The sequence below is a fragment of the Streptomyces sp. NPDC054883 genome (assembly GCF_053610645.1).
This window is the reverse complement of record NZ_JBSGYT010000084.1, coordinates 1-15,736: the sequence shown is the minus strand read 5'-3', so window position 1 is coordinate 15,736 and position 15,736 is coordinate 1. Positions and strand designations below refer to the sequence as shown.

Annotated in this window: 14 protein-coding genes and 4 pseudogenes; 8 read left to right on the top strand and 10 right to left on the bottom strand. The window is 71.8% G+C overall.

Features of this window, described 5'->3' with window-relative positions:
• Positions 1–675 precede the first annotated feature (675 nt).
• Positions 676–1,530: a calcium-binding protein gene (locus ACWGH1_RS34425; RefSeq protein ID WP_453357129.1), complete on the top strand. Its 855-nt coding sequence runs from the start codon at positions 676–678 to the stop codon at positions 1,528–1,530.
• A 187-nt stretch (positions 1,531–1,717) separates the two neighbouring features.
• Entirely contained in the window at positions 1,718–2,761 is a 1,044-nt protein-coding gene (locus tag ACWGH1_RS34420; protein ID WP_453357130.1) for a glycoside hydrolase family 26 protein, read from the top strand.
• 32 nt (positions 2,762–2,793) lie between these two features.
• On the opposite strand, the pseudogene ACWGH1_RS34415 reads toward ACWGH1_RS34420, so the two are convergent.
• The 3 genes and pseudogenes from ACWGH1_RS34415 to ACWGH1_RS34405 all read right to left on the bottom strand — a co-directional run.
• Positions 2,794–3,312, bottom strand: a pseudogene (locus ACWGH1_RS34415) (glycosyltransferase); the annotation flags it as partial.
• Between the two features lie 3 nt (positions 3,313–3,315).
• Positions 3,316–3,644, bottom strand: a pseudogene (locus ACWGH1_RS34410) (MerR family transcriptional regulator); the annotation flags it as partial.
• A gap of 51 nt (positions 3,645–3,695) precedes the next feature.
• Positions 3,696–4,832 carry an FAD-dependent oxidoreductase gene (locus ACWGH1_RS34405; protein WP_453355837.1) on the bottom strand — a complete coding sequence of 379 codons (1,137 nt, stop codon included), beginning with the start codon at positions 4,830–4,832 and terminating at the stop codon, positions 3,696–3,698.
• Positions 4,833–4,968: 136 nt separating this feature from the next.
• Between ACWGH1_RS34405 and ACWGH1_RS34400 the strand changes: the two genes are divergently transcribed.
• Positions 4,969–5,652, top strand: coding sequence for a TetR/AcrR family transcriptional regulator (locus ACWGH1_RS34400; protein WP_453355836.1), 684 nt, complete (start codon positions 4,969–4,971; stop codon positions 5,650–5,652).
• 84 nt (positions 5,653–5,736) lie between these two features.
• On the opposite strand, the gene ACWGH1_RS34395 is transcribed toward ACWGH1_RS34400, so the two are convergent.
• Together ACWGH1_RS34395 and ACWGH1_RS34390 are read right to left on the bottom strand one after the other, a co-directional pair.
• A complete protein-coding gene (locus tag ACWGH1_RS34395) occupies positions 5,737–6,651 on the bottom strand; it encodes a hypothetical protein (protein WP_453409330.1) in 915 nt (304 codons plus the stop codon).
• Positions 6,652–6,670: 19 nt separating this feature from the next.
• On the bottom strand, positions 6,671–7,558 hold the full coding sequence (locus ACWGH1_RS34390) for a hypothetical protein (RefSeq protein ID WP_453409329.1): 888 nt from the start codon (positions 7,556–7,558) through the stop codon (positions 6,671–6,673).
• A 200-nt stretch (positions 7,559–7,758) separates the two neighbouring features.
• On the opposite strand from ACWGH1_RS34390, the gene ACWGH1_RS34385 reads away from it, so the two are divergent.
• Positions 7,759–8,679 (top strand): NAD-dependent protein deacetylase, encoded by a 921-nt coding sequence (locus ACWGH1_RS34385; RefSeq protein WP_453355834.1) that lies wholly within the window; start codon positions 7,759–7,761, stop codon positions 8,677–8,679.
• Here ACWGH1_RS34385 and ACWGH1_RS34380 read toward each other — a convergent pair.
• A pseudogene (locus ACWGH1_RS34380) lies at positions 8,603–8,971 on the bottom strand (winged helix-turn-helix transcriptional regulator); the annotation flags it as partial. The gene ACWGH1_RS34385 and the pseudogene ACWGH1_RS34380 overlap by 77 nt on opposite strands.
• 85 nt (positions 8,972–9,056) lie before the next feature.
• Between ACWGH1_RS34380 and ACWGH1_RS34375 the strand changes: the two are divergent.
• Positions 9,057–9,239, top strand: a pseudogene (locus tag ACWGH1_RS34375) (NAD(P)-dependent oxidoreductase); the annotation flags it as partial.
• A 132-nt stretch (positions 9,240–9,371) separates the two neighbouring features.
• On the opposite strand, the gene ACWGH1_RS34370 reads toward ACWGH1_RS34375, so the two are convergent.
• Together ACWGH1_RS34370 and ACWGH1_RS34365 are read right to left on the bottom strand one after the other, a co-directional pair.
• Positions 9,372–9,599 (bottom strand): DUF2945 domain-containing protein, encoded by a 228-nt coding sequence (locus tag ACWGH1_RS34370; RefSeq protein ID WP_453356853.1) that lies wholly within the window; start codon positions 9,597–9,599, stop codon positions 9,372–9,374.
• A 24-nt stretch (positions 9,600–9,623) separates the two neighbouring features.
• The gene (locus ACWGH1_RS34365; protein WP_453356852.1) at positions 9,624–10,163 is read right to left on the bottom strand and encodes a DUF4383 domain-containing protein; all 540 of its coding nucleotides are present in this window, start codon (positions 10,161–10,163) and stop codon (positions 9,624–9,626) included.
• Positions 10,164–10,316: 153 nt separating this feature from the next.
• Between ACWGH1_RS34365 and ACWGH1_RS34360 the strand changes: the two genes are divergently transcribed.
• Both ACWGH1_RS34360 and ACWGH1_RS34355 read left to right on the top strand, forming a co-directional pair.
• The gene (locus ACWGH1_RS34360; protein ID WP_453356851.1) at positions 10,317–11,216 is read left to right on the top strand and encodes an SDR family oxidoreductase; all 900 of its coding nucleotides are present in this window, start codon (positions 10,317–10,319) and stop codon (positions 11,214–11,216) included.
• Between the two features lie 735 nt (positions 11,217–11,951).
• Positions 11,952–12,608 carry a glycosyltransferase family 2 protein gene (locus ACWGH1_RS34355; protein ID WP_453356850.1) on the top strand — a complete coding sequence of 219 codons (657 nt, stop codon included), beginning with the start codon at positions 11,952–11,954 and terminating at the stop codon, positions 12,606–12,608.
• A 120-nt stretch (positions 12,609–12,728) separates the two neighbouring features.
• Here ACWGH1_RS34355 and ACWGH1_RS34350 read toward each other — a convergent pair whose 3' ends face one another.
• Both ACWGH1_RS34350 and ACWGH1_RS34345 read right to left on the bottom strand, forming a co-directional pair.
• A complete protein-coding gene (locus ACWGH1_RS34350; RefSeq protein WP_453409328.1) occupies positions 12,729–13,181 on the bottom strand; it encodes a DUF7144 family membrane protein in 453 nt (150 codons plus the stop codon).
• A gap of 182 nt (positions 13,182–13,363) precedes the next feature.
• Positions 13,364–13,756: a hypothetical protein gene (locus ACWGH1_RS34345; protein WP_453357074.1), complete on the bottom strand. Its 393-nt coding sequence runs from the start codon at positions 13,754–13,756 to the stop codon at positions 13,364–13,366.
• 379 nt (positions 13,757–14,135) lie between these two features.
• Between ACWGH1_RS34345 and ACWGH1_RS34340 the strand changes: the two genes are divergently transcribed.
• Positions 14,136–15,695 (top strand): flavin-containing monooxygenase, encoded by a 1,560-nt coding sequence (locus ACWGH1_RS34340; RefSeq protein WP_453357073.1) that lies wholly within the window; start codon positions 14,136–14,138, stop codon positions 15,693–15,695.
• Positions 15,696–15,736: the final 41 nt, after the last annotated feature.

Genomic DNA, 15,736 nt, shown 5'->3' with positions numbered 1-15,736 from the left:
GGGCGACGACGGTACCCGCGAGGGTCTTCTTCGAAGCGGCGATGCGGCGGATGACGGCGTTGGACACGGAGGAAACCTTCCGAAGGGGACAAGGGAGGTCGCGGCATGCCGGAGCATGCGTGAGCCACTCACGCGAAGGAGAGGGGTTCGTCGGGCGGGAGGCGGTTGCCCCTGCCGCCGTGGCGACATCAACCAGTTAGCCAGGCCCGGGCAGCCCTGGCAACGACCCTTCTTACTAAGAACCTTCGCAGTCGGCGGCCGATGCCGCTCCGGTGGGCGGGGACGGATCCCGGGCGATGGGAAGCGGTTCACGGTTTCGGGCTCCCGGACCTACTACCACGGTTCGTATGTGACGTGGCTCCTATGGGGCGTGTCACGGCCCGGGGCCCGGGATCTCACTGCGGGTAACCACTCGTGCCCCTTTCAGAGCGCGGTCGCGGGCGGGGAAGGGCCGTGGATCGAAGGGAACCGCGGCATCCGGGTCGACCTTCGCGGGCGCCGTCAGCAGCGACACCTGCGTACGGCGTCGTGACCACCCCGGCGACGGCAGACCCCTGGGCCGACCGAGGGCCGGGCACGCCGATATCCAGGCAGGTCATTGCACACGGGGTCTTCGCCGCCTATGGTCCCGACGGAATTCAAGGCGGCCGCTTGGCTCGACGACCGGAGGTCCCCATGCCTGGCCGAAAACTCGCTTCGCTGGCGGCAGCCGCACTGCTCTCGCTCGGCCTCCCGGCGGCGGCCGCCGACATCCCCGCGACGACCTGCTTCGGGCGCGCGGCGACCATCACCGGAGCGGGCACGGTCAGCGGGACCGAGGGGGACGATGTCATCGTCGGCTCCGCGGCCGCCGACGTCATCAACGGACGCGGCGGTAACGACCTGATCTGCGGTCTCGCGGGGAACGACACCCTCGCGGGCGGACCGGGCGACGACCGGATCGACGGCGGCGAAGGCGGGGACCTCATCCGCGGCGACCTGATCACCACCCGGGCTCCCGCCGACGGCGCGGGCGACGACCTCCTCTTCGGCGGCCCGGGCGACGACCGCATGGGCGGCGACAGCATGGCCTTCGGGGGCAGCGCGTCGGGAGGCGGCAACGACATCCTCTTCGGCGAGGAGGGGGACGACGCCATGATCGGCGACAGCCGCGGCGGCATCAACGCCGCGGGCGGCGGCGCGGACACCCTGGACGGGGGCCCCGGCAACGACAGCATCACCGGCGACTCCTCCGCCGAGGGCACGGCCACCGGCCACGGGAGGGACGTGCTCCTGGGCGGCCCCGGCACCGACACCCTCATCGGGGACAGCAACTCCGGACATGCCGCGCACGGCGACGGCAGCCGCAGACAACGCCCCGTCCGGTCCAGTGCTGCCGATGTGGCGCCCCGACAGCAGGCCGCGCCCGTCCCCGAGACGGTGGGCGGCGACGACGTCCTCGACGGCGGTGACGACGCGCCGGACAGCTGCGACGGCACAGCGGGAACCGATGTCGCCGTCCGGTGCGAGACCACGACGAACGTTCCGTAGGCCATCGCGCGGAAAGACGAGCCGCCGACACGCGCATGGGGGCGGCGGCCTTCACCCGGCCGGAGCAAGCGAGGGCAGTCGGCTGCCGCGAATGGCCCAGCATCGGGACACCGGACAGCCCACGAATCAGATGGGATGCCTAACGTCACAGCTAGACGGATCGATTCGCGAAGCGTGTGGAGGCGTCATGTCCCATCGAGGCCGCTGGCTGGCGGGCGCGTGCGCGAGTGTGGTCGCTGTCGGCCTGCTCGTCACCGGGGGCGCCCTCGCCACGCCCCCACACCAGGATTCCGGCAGCGATGCCGGGAGCGAGGTCGCAGTGGGCGCCTACCTCCACTACGACTCGTCCGGCGTCGAGAGGATGCAGGAACTCTCGCGCTGGCTCGGTACCGAGCTGCGCGCCGGGCACACGTACCTGCCCGGGGACACCTGGGCGAACATCGAGGGGGCGCCGGATTCCCTGGACAGCTGGGCACGGTGGCGCAACGCGAGACCCGATCGGCTGTTCGTCCTGAACGTGCCCATGCTGGAGCGCAACGAGGCCGGTGTCCCCGACGGCCGGGTCGCCGAGCTGCTCCGCTCCGGCGCGCAGGGTGCGTTCGACCGCCACTTCCGGCGGCTGGCCGAGCGTCTGGTCGGTCTCGGGCTGCAGGACACGGTGATCGTGCTCGGCTGGGAGATGAACGGCTTCAACTACACCCACCGCTGCCGGCCCGGCCCCGAGAACTGGAAGAAGTACTGGCGGCGCATCGTTGCCGCCATGCGCTCTGTGGAGGGACAGTGGTTCCAATTCGACTTCGCACCCAACCGCGGCGGCGACGCGATCGCCTGGACCCGGTGCTACCCGGGTGACGACGTGGTCGACATCGTCGGCATGGACACCTACGACCAGCCGCCCGGCCATTCCTTCGACGAGCAGGTCAACCAGCCCTACGGACTCCAGCAGCAGGTCGACTTCGCGGAGGCGCACGGCAAGCCGGTCTCGTACCCCGAATGGGGCCTGTTCCGCAACGGCGACAATCCGGAGTACATGCGGGACATGCTGACATGGATCGCCGAGCACAAGCCGCTCTACCACAGCATCACCGACTACTGCCCGCACGGCGTGTGGCAGTGCAGCCAGAACCCGCGCTCCGCACAGGTGTTCCGGGAGTTCCTGTCCACCAGGCGGAGCCGGGGCGGGACGCCCGGCTTCGACCGTGAGAGCTACCGGATGTGGCTGAGGAACTAAGGGCTGTCCTGCAATCCCCGGCGGGCTGCGCATCAGCCGTTGGTCAGCTGCTGGATCACCTTGAGGGTCCGGCCTGATCCGTCCTCGCCCGCCATGTGCCGGGCGGCTCGCGCGGCGGCTCGGTGTATGGCTGGTCCCGCACCGCTCGGCCGAGCGCTTCGGCGAGCCGTTCGGCGGTGAGCGAGCGGAAGGGGATCGGGACGACTCGCCGCGCCCAGGGCGGCGAGTCGTCCCGTCCAGTACGGCTGGTCGGCGGTCACCGGCACGGTGACCGCGGGCACGCCGGCGCGCAGCGCGGCGGCCGAGGTGCCGGCCCCGGCGTGGTGGACCACCGCGGCCAGCCGCGGGAACAGCAGGGCGTGCGGTGCGTCCCCGATCGTGAGGACGTCGTCGTCGGCGGCGGCGAGACCGGCACTGCCGGCCTGGAGGATGCCGCGTGGCCCGGCGCGGCGCAGGGCCCGCACGGCGATCTCGTTCAGCCGTTCCCCGTCACCGGACGCCATGCTGCCGAAGCCGATCAGGAGGGGCGGGGAGCCGCCGCGAAGGACCTCCACGGTCTTCTGGACCTCCATCGCGCGTTCCGCCACCTCGGCCAGCCGTTGCAGCCTGGCGGTCTCCTCAGTCGACTGCCGCTGCCGGGCCCGGAGCCGCTCCAGGGCGTTCGCCTGCGGGTCCTGGAAGATCTCGGCGATCTCATCGAGGGGGAAGCCGAGTTCGCGGTAGAAGAGGAACTGCTGGAGGCGAGCAGGTCGGCGTCACTGTAGAGCCGGTAGCCGGCACGGCTGCGGCCACTGGGCGAGAGCAGTCCCGCCTTGTCGTAGTGGTGCAGCGTACGCACCGTCACTCCGGCGAAGGCCGCGACCTGCCCCACTGAATAACTCATCCACCTGCCCTTTCGTCGGCACACAGCCTCGAGCCTGGCGTAGGGGGAGGGTCAAATGGCGCCCTGCTCGGGTCCCGTGAACATGTCGAGCAGGCCCTGCGGTGCGTTGTCGTCGAGGCAGCAGAGCCGGAAGACGTCGAGGGCTTCCGTGAAGGCCGCGGCGCTGCGGGGGAACAGGGCCCGCTCGTATGCGGTGAGCGCGGCCTCGATGTCACCGGGGTGCCCGGCGATGGCCCGGCCGAGTTCCGCGCCGTCGTACATCGCCAGGTTGGCGCCCTCGCCGGACGGGGGCATCAGGTGGGCCGCGTCTCCGAGCAGGGTCACGCCGGGCACGCGGTCCCAACGGTGCCCGCCGGGCAGGGAGTGGACGGGCCGCGGGACGGGTGCGGTGTCGGTGCCGGTGATCAGCGCGGTGAGCTCCGGCGCCCAGCCGGCGTACTCCTGCGCGATCCGGGCGGTGGCCGCGGCGGGATCGGTGAAATCGATACCGGCGAACCAGTCCTTCGGCTTGTTGAGCGTGATGTAGGCGTGGAGGGTTCCGTCACCCTCCCGGTGGGCCGTGATCCCCTGCCCCGGTGCGAGCGCGAACAGGGCGCCGCCGCCGACCGCTTTCGCGCTGGCGGGGTGCCGGGTGTCGCTGTCGAGCAGGTAGGTCTCGACGAACGACGTGCCGACGTACTCGGGTGTGGCGTCGGAGAGCAGCGGCCGGACCCGCGACCACGCGCCGTCCGCACCGACCAGCAGGTCGGTGACGACGGTGGCGCCGCCGGCGAACGTCGCCTCGTGGCGGCCCCCGCCCAGGGATCGGACGGCGCTGACCCTGTGCCCCCACCGGACGGTGTCGGCCGGGAGCGAGTCGAGCAGCATCTGCCGCAGCTCGCCGCGCAGCACCTCGGGGCGTCCGCGTGTGCCGTCGTCGGGCTGGTCGAACAGGACGACGCCGTCGCGGTCGAGGATCCGCGTGGCCTCGCGTCCCTCCAGGACGAGGCCGCGGAACTCGTCGAGCAGGCCCGCCGCCCGGAGGGCGAGCCGGCCGTTGTACTCGTGGATGTCGAGCATCCCGCCCTGTGTGCGCGCCGTCGCGGAGGCCTCCGCCTCGTAGACCGTGGCCGGTATTCCGTGTACGTGCAGGACGCGGGCGAGCGTCAGTCCGCCGAGGCCCGCGCCGACGATCGTGACAGTGGTCATGGTGCTTCCTTCCTGGTCCCGGCCGCTGGATGACACCCCGCGGCTTCTGGAACGCCGTTCCAGCGCTCACAGGGTGGAACAACGTTCCACCCCCTGTCAAGCTGGAACAATGTTCCAGGGCGGCTAGGATGGAGGGATGGCAACCAGGACGCGTCGTCCGGAACGACGGCAGGAACCGCTTTCCCGGGAGCGCATCGTCAGCGCTGCCGTGGAACTCCTCGACACGGTGGGAGAGACCGGTCTCACCTTCCGCGCGCTGGCCCAGCACCTCGCGACCGGGCCCGGGGCCATCTACTGGCACGTCACGGGCAAGAGCGAACTCCTCGGTGCGGCCGCCGAAGCCGTCGTCACCGCGGCCATCTCCGGCGGCGACGGAGGCGACGACGGTGACGTGACGCCGCAGGGAGCGATCCGCGCCCTGGCAGTCGGCGTGTTCGACGCGATCGACGCCCACCCGTGGGTCGGCACACAGCTCGCCCGCACGCCGGGTCAGCCGCCGATGGTCCAAGTCTTCGAACGCCTCGGACGACAGGTCCAGGCACTCGGAGTGCCCGGGGCGCGCCAGTTCACGGCGGCGTCCGCGCTGCTGAACTACATCCTCGGAGTGGCGGGCCAGAACGCGGCGAACGCCCGGGCGCACCAGCCGGACGCGGACCGGGCCAAGTTCCTCGACGCCGTGGCGACGGCGTGGACGGAGCTCGACCCCGACCAGTACGCGTTCACCCGGAACGTCGCCGACCAACTGCGCGACCACGACGACCGGGCGGAGTTCCTGGCCGGCATCGACCTCATCCTCACCGGAATCACCGCTCACCAGTAGCCGGCGGGCATGCAGGGAGCGACACGCGCCAAAGGGGCGGGGTATACCTCCACCCCGCCCCTCGGCATCCGCTCCGCGGACCGGTCAGACCTTGTTGTAGGTGCCGGTTGCCCAGAGGGCGCCGCCCTTGCCGGGGCCGCCGTCCGCCGTGTACACGACGAAGTTCCCGTCGTCCTGGAGCAGGGCGTAGGCGCCCGGGTTGTTGGCCGTGCCGGCTCGCCAGGCAACCTTGTCCTCGTCGAACCAGTCGCGCAGGCTCATCTCGCCGTCCGTACCCATCCGCAGTTCCGTCGAGTAGTAACCCGTCGCGTACGTCGCGCTGTTCCAGATCACCTTGCCGTCGCTCTTGCGGTACATGACGAGGTTGCCATCGTCCTGGAGGAACAGCCACACGGTGGCACTCTGGGCCCAGTCGCCGTCGAACCAGTACCGGTACTGGTGCGTCACGTCGTTCGCGCACAGCTTGGTGGGCTTCTCCCGCCTGAGGGGCGACCAGTGCGTCCCCCATTCGCCGTCGTTGCGGCCTATGACCTTGAAATTGCCGTTCGCCTCCAGCTTCGCCATCGGCTTCATTTCCGCGTGGTCGCCGTACGTCGCGGTGTGCCAGACGGCGCCGCCCGTCTGGGCGCTACCGCCCTGGCGGTAGATGACGAAGTTGCCGTCCGCCTGCATGGTCGCGTACCCGCCCGGGTTGCCGTACGTGCCGCTGTTCCACAGCGGCAGCTTGTAGCCACCCGGATTGCCGAGGGCGTACAGCACCAGGTTCCCGTCGGCCTGCATGACCAGCTCGGTCACCTGGGACGGATTGGTCAGCTTCTCGCCCGGAGCGAGCCGCTGGCCCACGTTCAGGACCGTCTCGCGGTTGTCGTAGGGCCCGTCGCAGTCGGCCACCCCGCTTCGGGCGACGGGCGCGGCGTTCGCCGCGGCAGGGAGCAGGGCGGTGAGGACGGAGGCGGCGAGCAGCGATATGGACGCGCTGCGGAGCAGGCGGTGGTGCATGGGATTCCCCCGTAGTCGGTCAGATCTTGTTGTAAGTGCCGGTTGCCCAAAGGGAGCCGCCCTTGCCGGGACCGCCGTCCTTCTTGTAGACGACGAAGTTGCCGTCGTCCTGGAGCAGGGCGTAGGCACCGTCATTGCCGGCCGTGCCCGACCGCCAGCGGACGGTGCTGCGGCCTTCCTCGACGAGGGTCAAGTCACCCCGGTCCTTGGGAGCCATCTGCAGGGTCACCCGGTAGTTGCCCCCGTACGATCCGCTCTGCCAGATGGCCTTGCCGTCGCTCTTGCGGTACATGACGAGGTTGTTGTCCTGCTGGAGCACCAACCACACCGTGGCGGACTGGGCCCAGTTGCCCGTCCACCAGCCCTCCGCGGCGGTCGCGAACTCCGAGCAGAACCAGGCCTGGCGCTCGGGGCTCCGGGTGGACCAGTGCGAGGCGCTGCGGCCTTCGACGACGAAGTCGCCCCCGAGGAGGGAGGCCTGGACGCTTCCGGTCCCGGTGCCGTACGTCGCGGTGTGCCAGATGCCGCCGCCCGTCTGGGCACTACCGCCCTGGCGGTAGACGACGAAGTTGCCGTCCGCCTGCATGGTGGCGTAGGCACCGGGGTTGCCGTACGTGCCGCTGTTCCACAGCGGCAGCTTGTAGCCACCCGGATTGCCGAGGGCGTACAGCACCAGGTTCCCGTCGGCCTGCATGACCAGCTCGGTCGTGCTCACCTTGTCCTCGAGACGGGCTCCCGACTCCAGCCGCTGGCCGGGATAGATCGTCGCCAGGACACCGCTCTGGGGCCCGCGGCACTCGGCCGGGGCGGCAGCGGCCGGAGTGGCAGCCGCCGGGACAAGGACGGTCACGGCTGAGGCGGCGAGCAGAGAGACGAGTGCTGCTCTGCGCAGGGCGCGGGTGCGCATGTTCGGTTCCCCCCAAGGAATGTGCTCTTTGCCGACCGGTCCGGTCGTATGTGATCTCTTTCTACACCGCCGCGTGACTCTGTGGTCAACTGACTACTTTTGGTGGGCGGCGGTCCCTGCCGTGCCGGGCCGGCCCGGCGGGGCCGTGCCGGTGTCGGGGGGCCGTGCCGGTGTCGGACCTGTTCCGTACGCTTGGCGGCATGCGCATGCGCCCCACTCTGAGCTGGACGCCCACCGAGGACCCGCGGCCCGGTACCGCGGACCCGGAGCCGGTCGCCGGCGCCCTGCGAAGCGGCGGGGTGCTGGTCCTCAGCGGGGCGGGCATCTCCACCGAGTCGGGCATCCCCGACTACCGCGGCGAGGGCGGAAGCCTGAGTCGGCATACCCCGATGACCTACCAGGAATTCACCGCCAGCGCTCAGGCCCGGCGCCGGTACTGGGCGCGCAGCCACCTCGGCTGGCGCACGTTCGGCCGTGCCCGCCCCAACGCCGGGCACCGGGCCGTGGCGGCGTTCGGGAGACACGGTTTGCTCTCGGGTGTGATCACCCAGAACGTCGACGGTCTGCATCAGGCCGCCGGGAGCGAGGATGTGGTGGAACTGCACGGAGGCCTGGACCGGGTCGTCTGCCTTTCCTGCGGCGCCTTCGGCTCGCGCCGGGAACTCGCCCGGCGGTTGGAGGAGGCGAATGCGGGCTTCGAGCCGGTGGCCGCCGGGCTGAACCCGGACGGTGACGCCGACCTCACCGACGAGCAGGTCGGGGACTTCTCGGTGGTGCCGTGCTCGGCATGCGGCGGCATCCTCAAACCGGACGTGGTGTTCTTCGGCGAATCCGTTCCGCCGCCGAGGGTCGAGCACTGCCGCGAACTGGTCAGCGGGGCGACCTCGCTGCTCGTCCTGGGCTCCTCGTTGACGGTGATGTCCGGGCTGCGGTTCGTGCGCCAGGCAGCCCAGGCAGGCAAGCCCGTGCTGATCGTGAACCGGAACCCGACCCGGGGCGACCGGCACGCCGCCACCCGGGTCGCGCTCCCCCTGGGGACGGCCCTCACCACCGTTGCCGAGCGGCTGGACATCCCCGTCGACGGCCAGGCGGAGCCGACCTCGGCTGACGCCCAGGGCTGAACGGGGTACGGCCGGGGGGCCGGTGGTCCGGCGGCCGTGACTCCCCTGGCTCCGGGCGGACGGAGCGGGCGCCGGGACCCGATCCGAGTACTTCCGTCGGCCCTCGATCAGACCGCCGCCCACGTCCCCGGGCGGCCAGCGGCTGGACCGCGTCGTTCAGGCGCGCGCCGTCCTCGGTCAGCGCGTACTCGACGCGGCGCGGCACCTCGTCGTAAGACTCGCGGTGCACGACGCCGTCCGCCCCCAGCTCGCGCAGGTGAGAGGCCAGTACCTGCTCCGTTATCCCCGGGACGTCCGCCTGTTGGACGACGCCTCCGTCGACGGTGTGCTGACCGGCACCGACCTGGCCGGCCGGAACCTAGCCAACCTGACGACGCAAGGGCGTCGTCTTCGATCTCGCCATGCAGGTGGCAGGCACGCCGGCCTTCCTGGGCACCGCCGAGCAGCAGGGCGTCAGCCCGGAGCTGCTCGGCCCGTACTTCTAGCTGATGCGCCGCCGCCTGGCCGAGGGCGGCGGCGAGGAGGACCTGACGGGTGTGATCGACCTGCTGGTGCGCTGACGCTCACCGGGCGGCATCCGACGGCTCGTACCAGAGGGCCGTCCCGGCGCGGAGCAGAGCGCCCGACCCTTCGCGTGCCGACCAGGAGGCCGGTCCGTGCGCCGGCCTCGTGCGCGGTCGGCCCCCCGGGGTTCAGGCGTGCTTGTCGCGCTTGCGCAGTGACTGCGGCTTGTGGACGGCCCGGCGTCCGGACTTGTCGCTCTCCACCTCGTACTGCGGGTCGTCCTTCGAGGCGTCGACGGTGCGGCCCGCGGCCTGCGTGCGCTTGGTGATCTTCTTCTTCACCTCACCGGACACGGTCTTGCCGTGGCTGCTCCAGGTGACCTCGTCGCCCGAGCTGAGCTTGTCGCCCTTGGCCATGATCGCTTCCTCCTCCGCCGGCCGTCACCGGTCCCGCTCATGCTGTTCGAGGCTGGGCACGGCCGCAACCGCGTGCCTGCCGGTCAGCGGCTCGCGGGCCGCCTCCCCGGGGTGGCGGCGGCGCCAGTACGGGTTGTCGTGCGGCAGCTTGCCCGACACCCGGCCGTACATGCCGAAGGACAGCACGATCAGCCCCATGACGAAACTGAACACCACGTTCGTCATGCCGAAGTCGAGGACGTTGGCACGCCGGTCGAGCACGAAGAGGTGCGCGAAACCGCTCAGCAGGAAGAACGCTCCGACGGTCATGTTGAGCGTGGAGGCGATGTTGCCGCCCACCACGGCGCCGCCGATCAGCACGAGCCCCACGACGGTGGAAATGACGCTGAGCGCCACGTTGGTCGTCATCCCGGCGATCTCGTCGCCCGCCGTGTCGAACGGGCTCAGGGCGTCCGCGAAACCGAGACACCCGAACACGATCAGTACGACGCCGCAGAAGGCGGCGCCGTAGCGGTAGACGGTCGCCAGATGGTGGTCGACGGGCAGCTCGTCTTTCAGCTTCATGCTCCACACTTCGCCCCGCCCGCGGCGATCGGATGCAACCCCTTAATCCGGCGGGTGCCGGCTCCGGTGCCTATGGTGGGAGAACGGCCCACCGGACCACACGGCGCGGTTGGAAACGCCGCGCCGGCGGCCCCTTCCCCCGAGGAGGACCACGTGACGGCCTCGCTACGTCCGCTGCAAGACCGCACTGCTGTGGTGACCGGCGCCGCCCGGGGGCTGGGGGCGGCGATGGCTCGGGAGCTGGCCCGGCGGGGGGCTTCGGTCGCCCTCCTCGGCCGGGAGGAGTCGACCCTCGCCAAGGTCCGGGATGCGCTCCCCGGACCGGCCCGGTGCTGGGAGGTCGACGTCACCGACGACGAGGCGATGCGCCGGGTGGCCGCCGAGGTACGGGACACCCTGGGCCCCGCCTCCATCGTCATCGCGAATGCCGGAGTGGCCGAGGGCGGCCCCTTCGCGGAATCCGACCCGTCGCTCTGGCGCCGGGTGGTCGAGGTCAACCTCGTCGGGAGCGCCAACACCGCCCGCGTGTTCCTGCCCGACCTGCGCGCCTCCCGCGGCTACTACCTGCAGATCGCCTCCCTGGCCTCGATCGGAGCGGCGCCCATGATGAGTGCGTACTGCGCTTCCAAGGCCGGGGTGGAGTCGTTCGCCCACTCGTTGCGCGCCGAGGTCGCGCACGAGGGTGTCGACGTGGGCATCGCCTATCTGAACTGGACCGACACCGACATGATCCGGGACGCGGACCACCATCCCGTACTGCGGGAACTGCGGGCGCACATGCCGAAGCCGGCGAGGAAGGTCTATCCCGTCGAGATGGTGGCCGACCGCATGGTGCGGGCCGTCGAGCGGCGCAGTGCGGCCGTGTACGCCCCGGCGTGGCTCCGGGCCACCCAGCCGGTCCGCGCCGCGATGCCGCCGGTGGTCACCTTCCTGTCCAAACGGGAACTTCCGCGGTTGCAGCGGAGATTCGCCTTCGAACCGACGGGGCCGTTGGGGGCCGGCGGCCGGGCGGACGCCGCCGGCACCCGGCGCACTCCCCCACCGCACCGCTGAGCGCCCTGCGGCAGCCCGGGAAACCCCACCCGCGCGCAGGGCCGGCTGCGGCAGGGACTGGCCGCAGCCGTGGCCGCGCTCGCGCGCTTCGGCGGCACCAGGGTGGGCGCGGCGGTGCTCCGTCCGCTCCTCGGCGTGGTCAAGCTCCGCTACGGGATGCGGGACCTCGACGTCGTGCCGCGTGACGGCTTCTGGGCCGTCCGCGGGGTGGTGAACCCGACGGACGAGCAGGAGACCGCCATCCGGGTCTCCGGGTCGGGCCAGCCGCGTCCCCAAGTGGTACCCGCCGGCCAGCAGGTGCACTGCGAGCTGCCCGCCGACAAGAAGAACGGAAGGGTGGTCGACGTCGTCGAGGTGAACGGCGACTGGTTCATCAAGTACCGGCTGCCGGGCGGCGCCGGGCGCGGACTGGTCTCGCGCGCGCCTATCACCCGGGGGAGAACCCCCCCAGGCCCGCCTACCGCCTCGCGAGCGAGGAGGAACCGGTTTTCGACACGCCGGTCCTCGCGGGCGGCAAGGCGCTGCTGGTCCGCGGGCGCCCGCTGCGCTGGAAGCAGGGCGGCGGCGAAAGGCCCAGGGAGCCGAGACCGAGGGGGAGGGAGCGAACTGGACGGACAAGGCGTTGACGGGCAAGGCGAGTTACCAGGTGCGGCTGCCCCGCACCGAGGAGATCGAGCCCGGCCGGACGGCCGGCTGATGCGCCCGGTCCCGTCCGCACCACTGGTGTCCTGTGTGATGCCGACGTACAACCGGCGGCGGTTCGTGCCGCAGGCGATCCGGTACTTCTGCCGCCAGGACTATCCCGCCCGGGAACTCGTGGTGCTCGACGACGGGTCCGATCCCGTGGCGGACCTGATGCCGGCGGACGATGACCGGGTCCGCTACGTACGGCTCGACGGGCGGCATACCATCGGTGCCAAGCGCACCATCGGCTGCCGGGAGGCCCGGGGTGACCTCGTGGTGCACTGGGACGACGACGACTGGATGTCGGACCGGCGGCTCTCCCGTCAGGTCGCCGCCCACCTCGCACTGGACGTGGACGTTTCGGGCCTGCGGACCGTGCTGTACCTCGACACCTCGGCCAGCGGCGAGTGCTGGCAGTACGTGCATCCGGACCCCGGGCGTCCTTGGGTGTTCGAACCGACCTTCTGCCGGCGCCGGGACGTCGTACTGGCCGGCCCGTTCCCCGACCGGGACATCGGTTCGGGAACCCACTGGCTGGCGTCCCGTCCCGGCATCAGGGTCGGTGCGCTCGCGGACCCGTCCTTCTACGTCGGCATCATCCATCCGGACAACGTCGCGCCCAAGGACACGTCGAGTACGTCCTGGCGACGCCGTCCGCGCCGGGAGTTCGCGGCTCTCCTCGGTGCGGACTGGTCCTCCTACGCGTGACCCGTACGTTCCGCGCGGAGCCCGGGGAGCCGGGTCCGTCTCGGCGCGGCTGCGTCGGGGACCGCCCGGTCCGCCGGGCGGCCCCCGACGCGTTCGCCGTCGTCGGGTGTGGTTCGGGTGTCAGACGGCGGCCGAGTGGCGGCCGGGCGTGTTGCACAGGGCCCAGATCACGAAGACGCCGATGGCGACCGAGATGAGTGCCCAGACCGGTGTGTAGGGCAGCCACATGAAGTTGATGATGATGCTGAATCCGGCGATGACCACGCCGGCCACCCGCGCCCAGGGCATTCTCTGGAGGAGTCCGACGCCGACGACGACGAGGACGACGCCGAGGACGAGGAGGATCCAGCCCCAGGCGGTCAGGTTGAACTTGAAGACGTAGTGGCCCAGGCGTGCGTAGACGTCGTCGTTCGCGATGCCGGCGATGCCCTTGAGGATGCCCAGGATGCCGTCAACGAGGAGGAGGACTCCTGCGAACATGGTGCCGCCGGCCGCCCAGGCGTCGCGGCTGCTGTGGAGATCGCTTCCGCGGGGCGCGCGTGCGGTGGGCTCGGGGGTCGAAGGCTGTGCCACGACATGCTCCTTCATCGGGCGGTGCGCCGGAAGTGGCGCGGAACCAGCATCCGGCGCGGGTGGCGGCGGGGAAATCCGGGCGCGTCCATTCGGGTGACGGCCCTGGTGGGCTCCCGGCGCCACGCACCCGCAGGCGGTCCGGCGCCGGACGTGGCCCGCGCCGTGCCTCGGCCCGGAGCCGGTCAGGGGTTCCGGCCGTGCGCGGCCTCCTCCATCGCCCGCAGGACCAGCCGCAACTCCGCCTCGTCGAGTGCTTCGATGACCTGCCGGAGCTGAACGGCGCCGCCGCCGACGAGGGAGGCCGCGACCTCCAGCACCGCGACCTCGCTCCGGGACGCCCGGCGCGACCAGCCCAGGGTGAGCATGAGCCGGCCTACGGCGTCCCAGTCGACCGTCCGGCGTGCGCCGGACCGTTTGGTCAGCGGCCGGTCCGCGGCGGTTTCGAGGGTCCGGTCCGCCATGAGGCGCCGTAGCCAGAAGCCGTCGTCGTGGGCGCCCAGCAGCCGGGTCGCGGCGCGGGTGCCTTCGTCGTCCGTGTCCTGGAGCAGGCTTTCCGCGAGCTCCGGACCAGTCATGCCGTCGGCCGTCACCGGCTTCTCCGATACTTCCGGGGTCGAGGGCCGGGACCAGCCCCCCGGCCACTCTCCTCGACGCGGCCGCGGCCCGGCGCGCATCCACGCCGTACGTCCGCCCGGCCGGCCGAGCCCGGGCCCGGCCGCCGCGGCTCGCGGGCCGTGCTTCGTTCGAGGGACCCCAACTCGCGCCGCGCATATTCCGGACACCAGGATGGGACGTTTCTGCACCGGATTCCGCCGCCGGACCGCGGCGTCGCGGGCGGATCGGTGCGGGGATCATGCGTCGCATGACGTTTCTGGAGGGACCCGGCCCCTGGCGGTCCGCGCGCACGGGCAGTGGTCCTCGGCCTGGTACGGCCGTCCCTGGCGGGGGGAAGCGGTGATTCCCGCACAGGGCGGCCGGCCCGTGCGGGACGTGCGGGTCGTGGTGGTCGGAGCGGGTTTCTCCGGTCTCGGCGCCGCCATCCGGCTGCGTGAGGCGGGGTTCCGCGATGTGCTCGTGCTGGAGAAGGCGTCGCGGCTGGGCGGTACGTGGCGGGAGAACACCTACCCGGGCTGCGCCTGCGACGTGCCCTCGACGCTCTACAGCTACTCCTTCGCCCCGGACCCGGCCTGGAGCCGCGTGTTCGCCGGGCAGGAGGAGATCCTCGGGTACCTCGCCGGCACCGCCGAACGGTACGGGTTGGCCGAGGTGCTGCGCTGCGGTGTGCGGGTGCACGGAGCCCGCTGGGATCCGGCGGCCGGGCGCTGGCTGCTCGACACGAGCGACGGACCCTACCGCGCCGCGGTCCTGGTCATGGCCACCGGTCCGTGGCACGTTCCGCGCCCGTTGGACGTGCCGGGGATCGACGGTTTCGCCGGTCCCGTGCTGCACACCGCCCGCTGGGACGACAACGTCGATCTGACCGGGAAGCGGGTGGGCGTGGTCGGCAGCGGCGCCTCCGCCGTGCAGGTCGTTCCCGCCGTCACCGGCCGGGCGGCGGCCGTACACCTCTTCCAGCGCACCCCCCAGTGGGTGCTGCCCAAACCCGACCTGCCCCTGCCCCCGGCGTTCCACCGGGTCGTGGACCGCCTCCCCGGCGGCCGCCGGGGCCTGCGCGCCGCCCAGTACGCACTACAGGAAAGCTTCGGCTACGCCTTCCGCCATCCCTCGCTCGCCCTGCTCCTCGAAGCGGGCGCCAGGACCCATCTGCGTCTCGCCGTTCCCGACCCGCGGCTGCGCCGCGCCCTCACCCCGTCCTACCGGCTCGGGTGCAAGCGCCTGCTCACCTCCAGCACCTACTACCCGGCCCTGAACCGGCCGCACGTCCGCCTGCACCCCACCGCGGTGCGCGCGGTGCGCGGCAACCAGATCGTCGGCGCCGACGGCACGGTGGCCGAGGCGGACGTTATCGTCACCGCCACCGGGTTCCGCGTCGGTGAACTGCCGCTGGCCCGGAACCTGTACGGTGCGCAGGGCCGGACCCTGCACGACGTGTGGGGCGGCGAACCGCAGGCCTATCTCGGCACCACCGTCACGGGCTTCCCCAACCTGTTCCTGCTCCTGGGCCCCAACCTGCTGGGCGGCTCCACTTCCGCCGTCACCGTGCTGGAGGCCCAGCTCCGGTACCTCACCGACGCCCTGACCCACCTCGACGGCAGCGGCAGCCAGGCGCTGGAGGTCCGGCCCGCCGTACAGGCGACGCACAACAGCGCGGTGCAGAAGGCGCTGGCGACCACCGTGTACGCCACCGGCGGCTGCACCAGCTACTACCTCGCCCCCAGCGGCCGCAGCACCTTCGCCTGGCCGTGGTCGACCGGGCGCCTGACCCGCCGGCTCCACCGCTTCGACCCCGCCGCCTACACCTGGCACCTCCCCTCCGGACCCGTTCCCCTGCCGGCCCGGCGAGCACCGCGGGAGGACGGCGTTCCGTCCTCCCTGGACCGGCTGGGGGACTGACCGCGACAGCAGTCGGCCGGCCCGCCACGACGGCTCAGCCG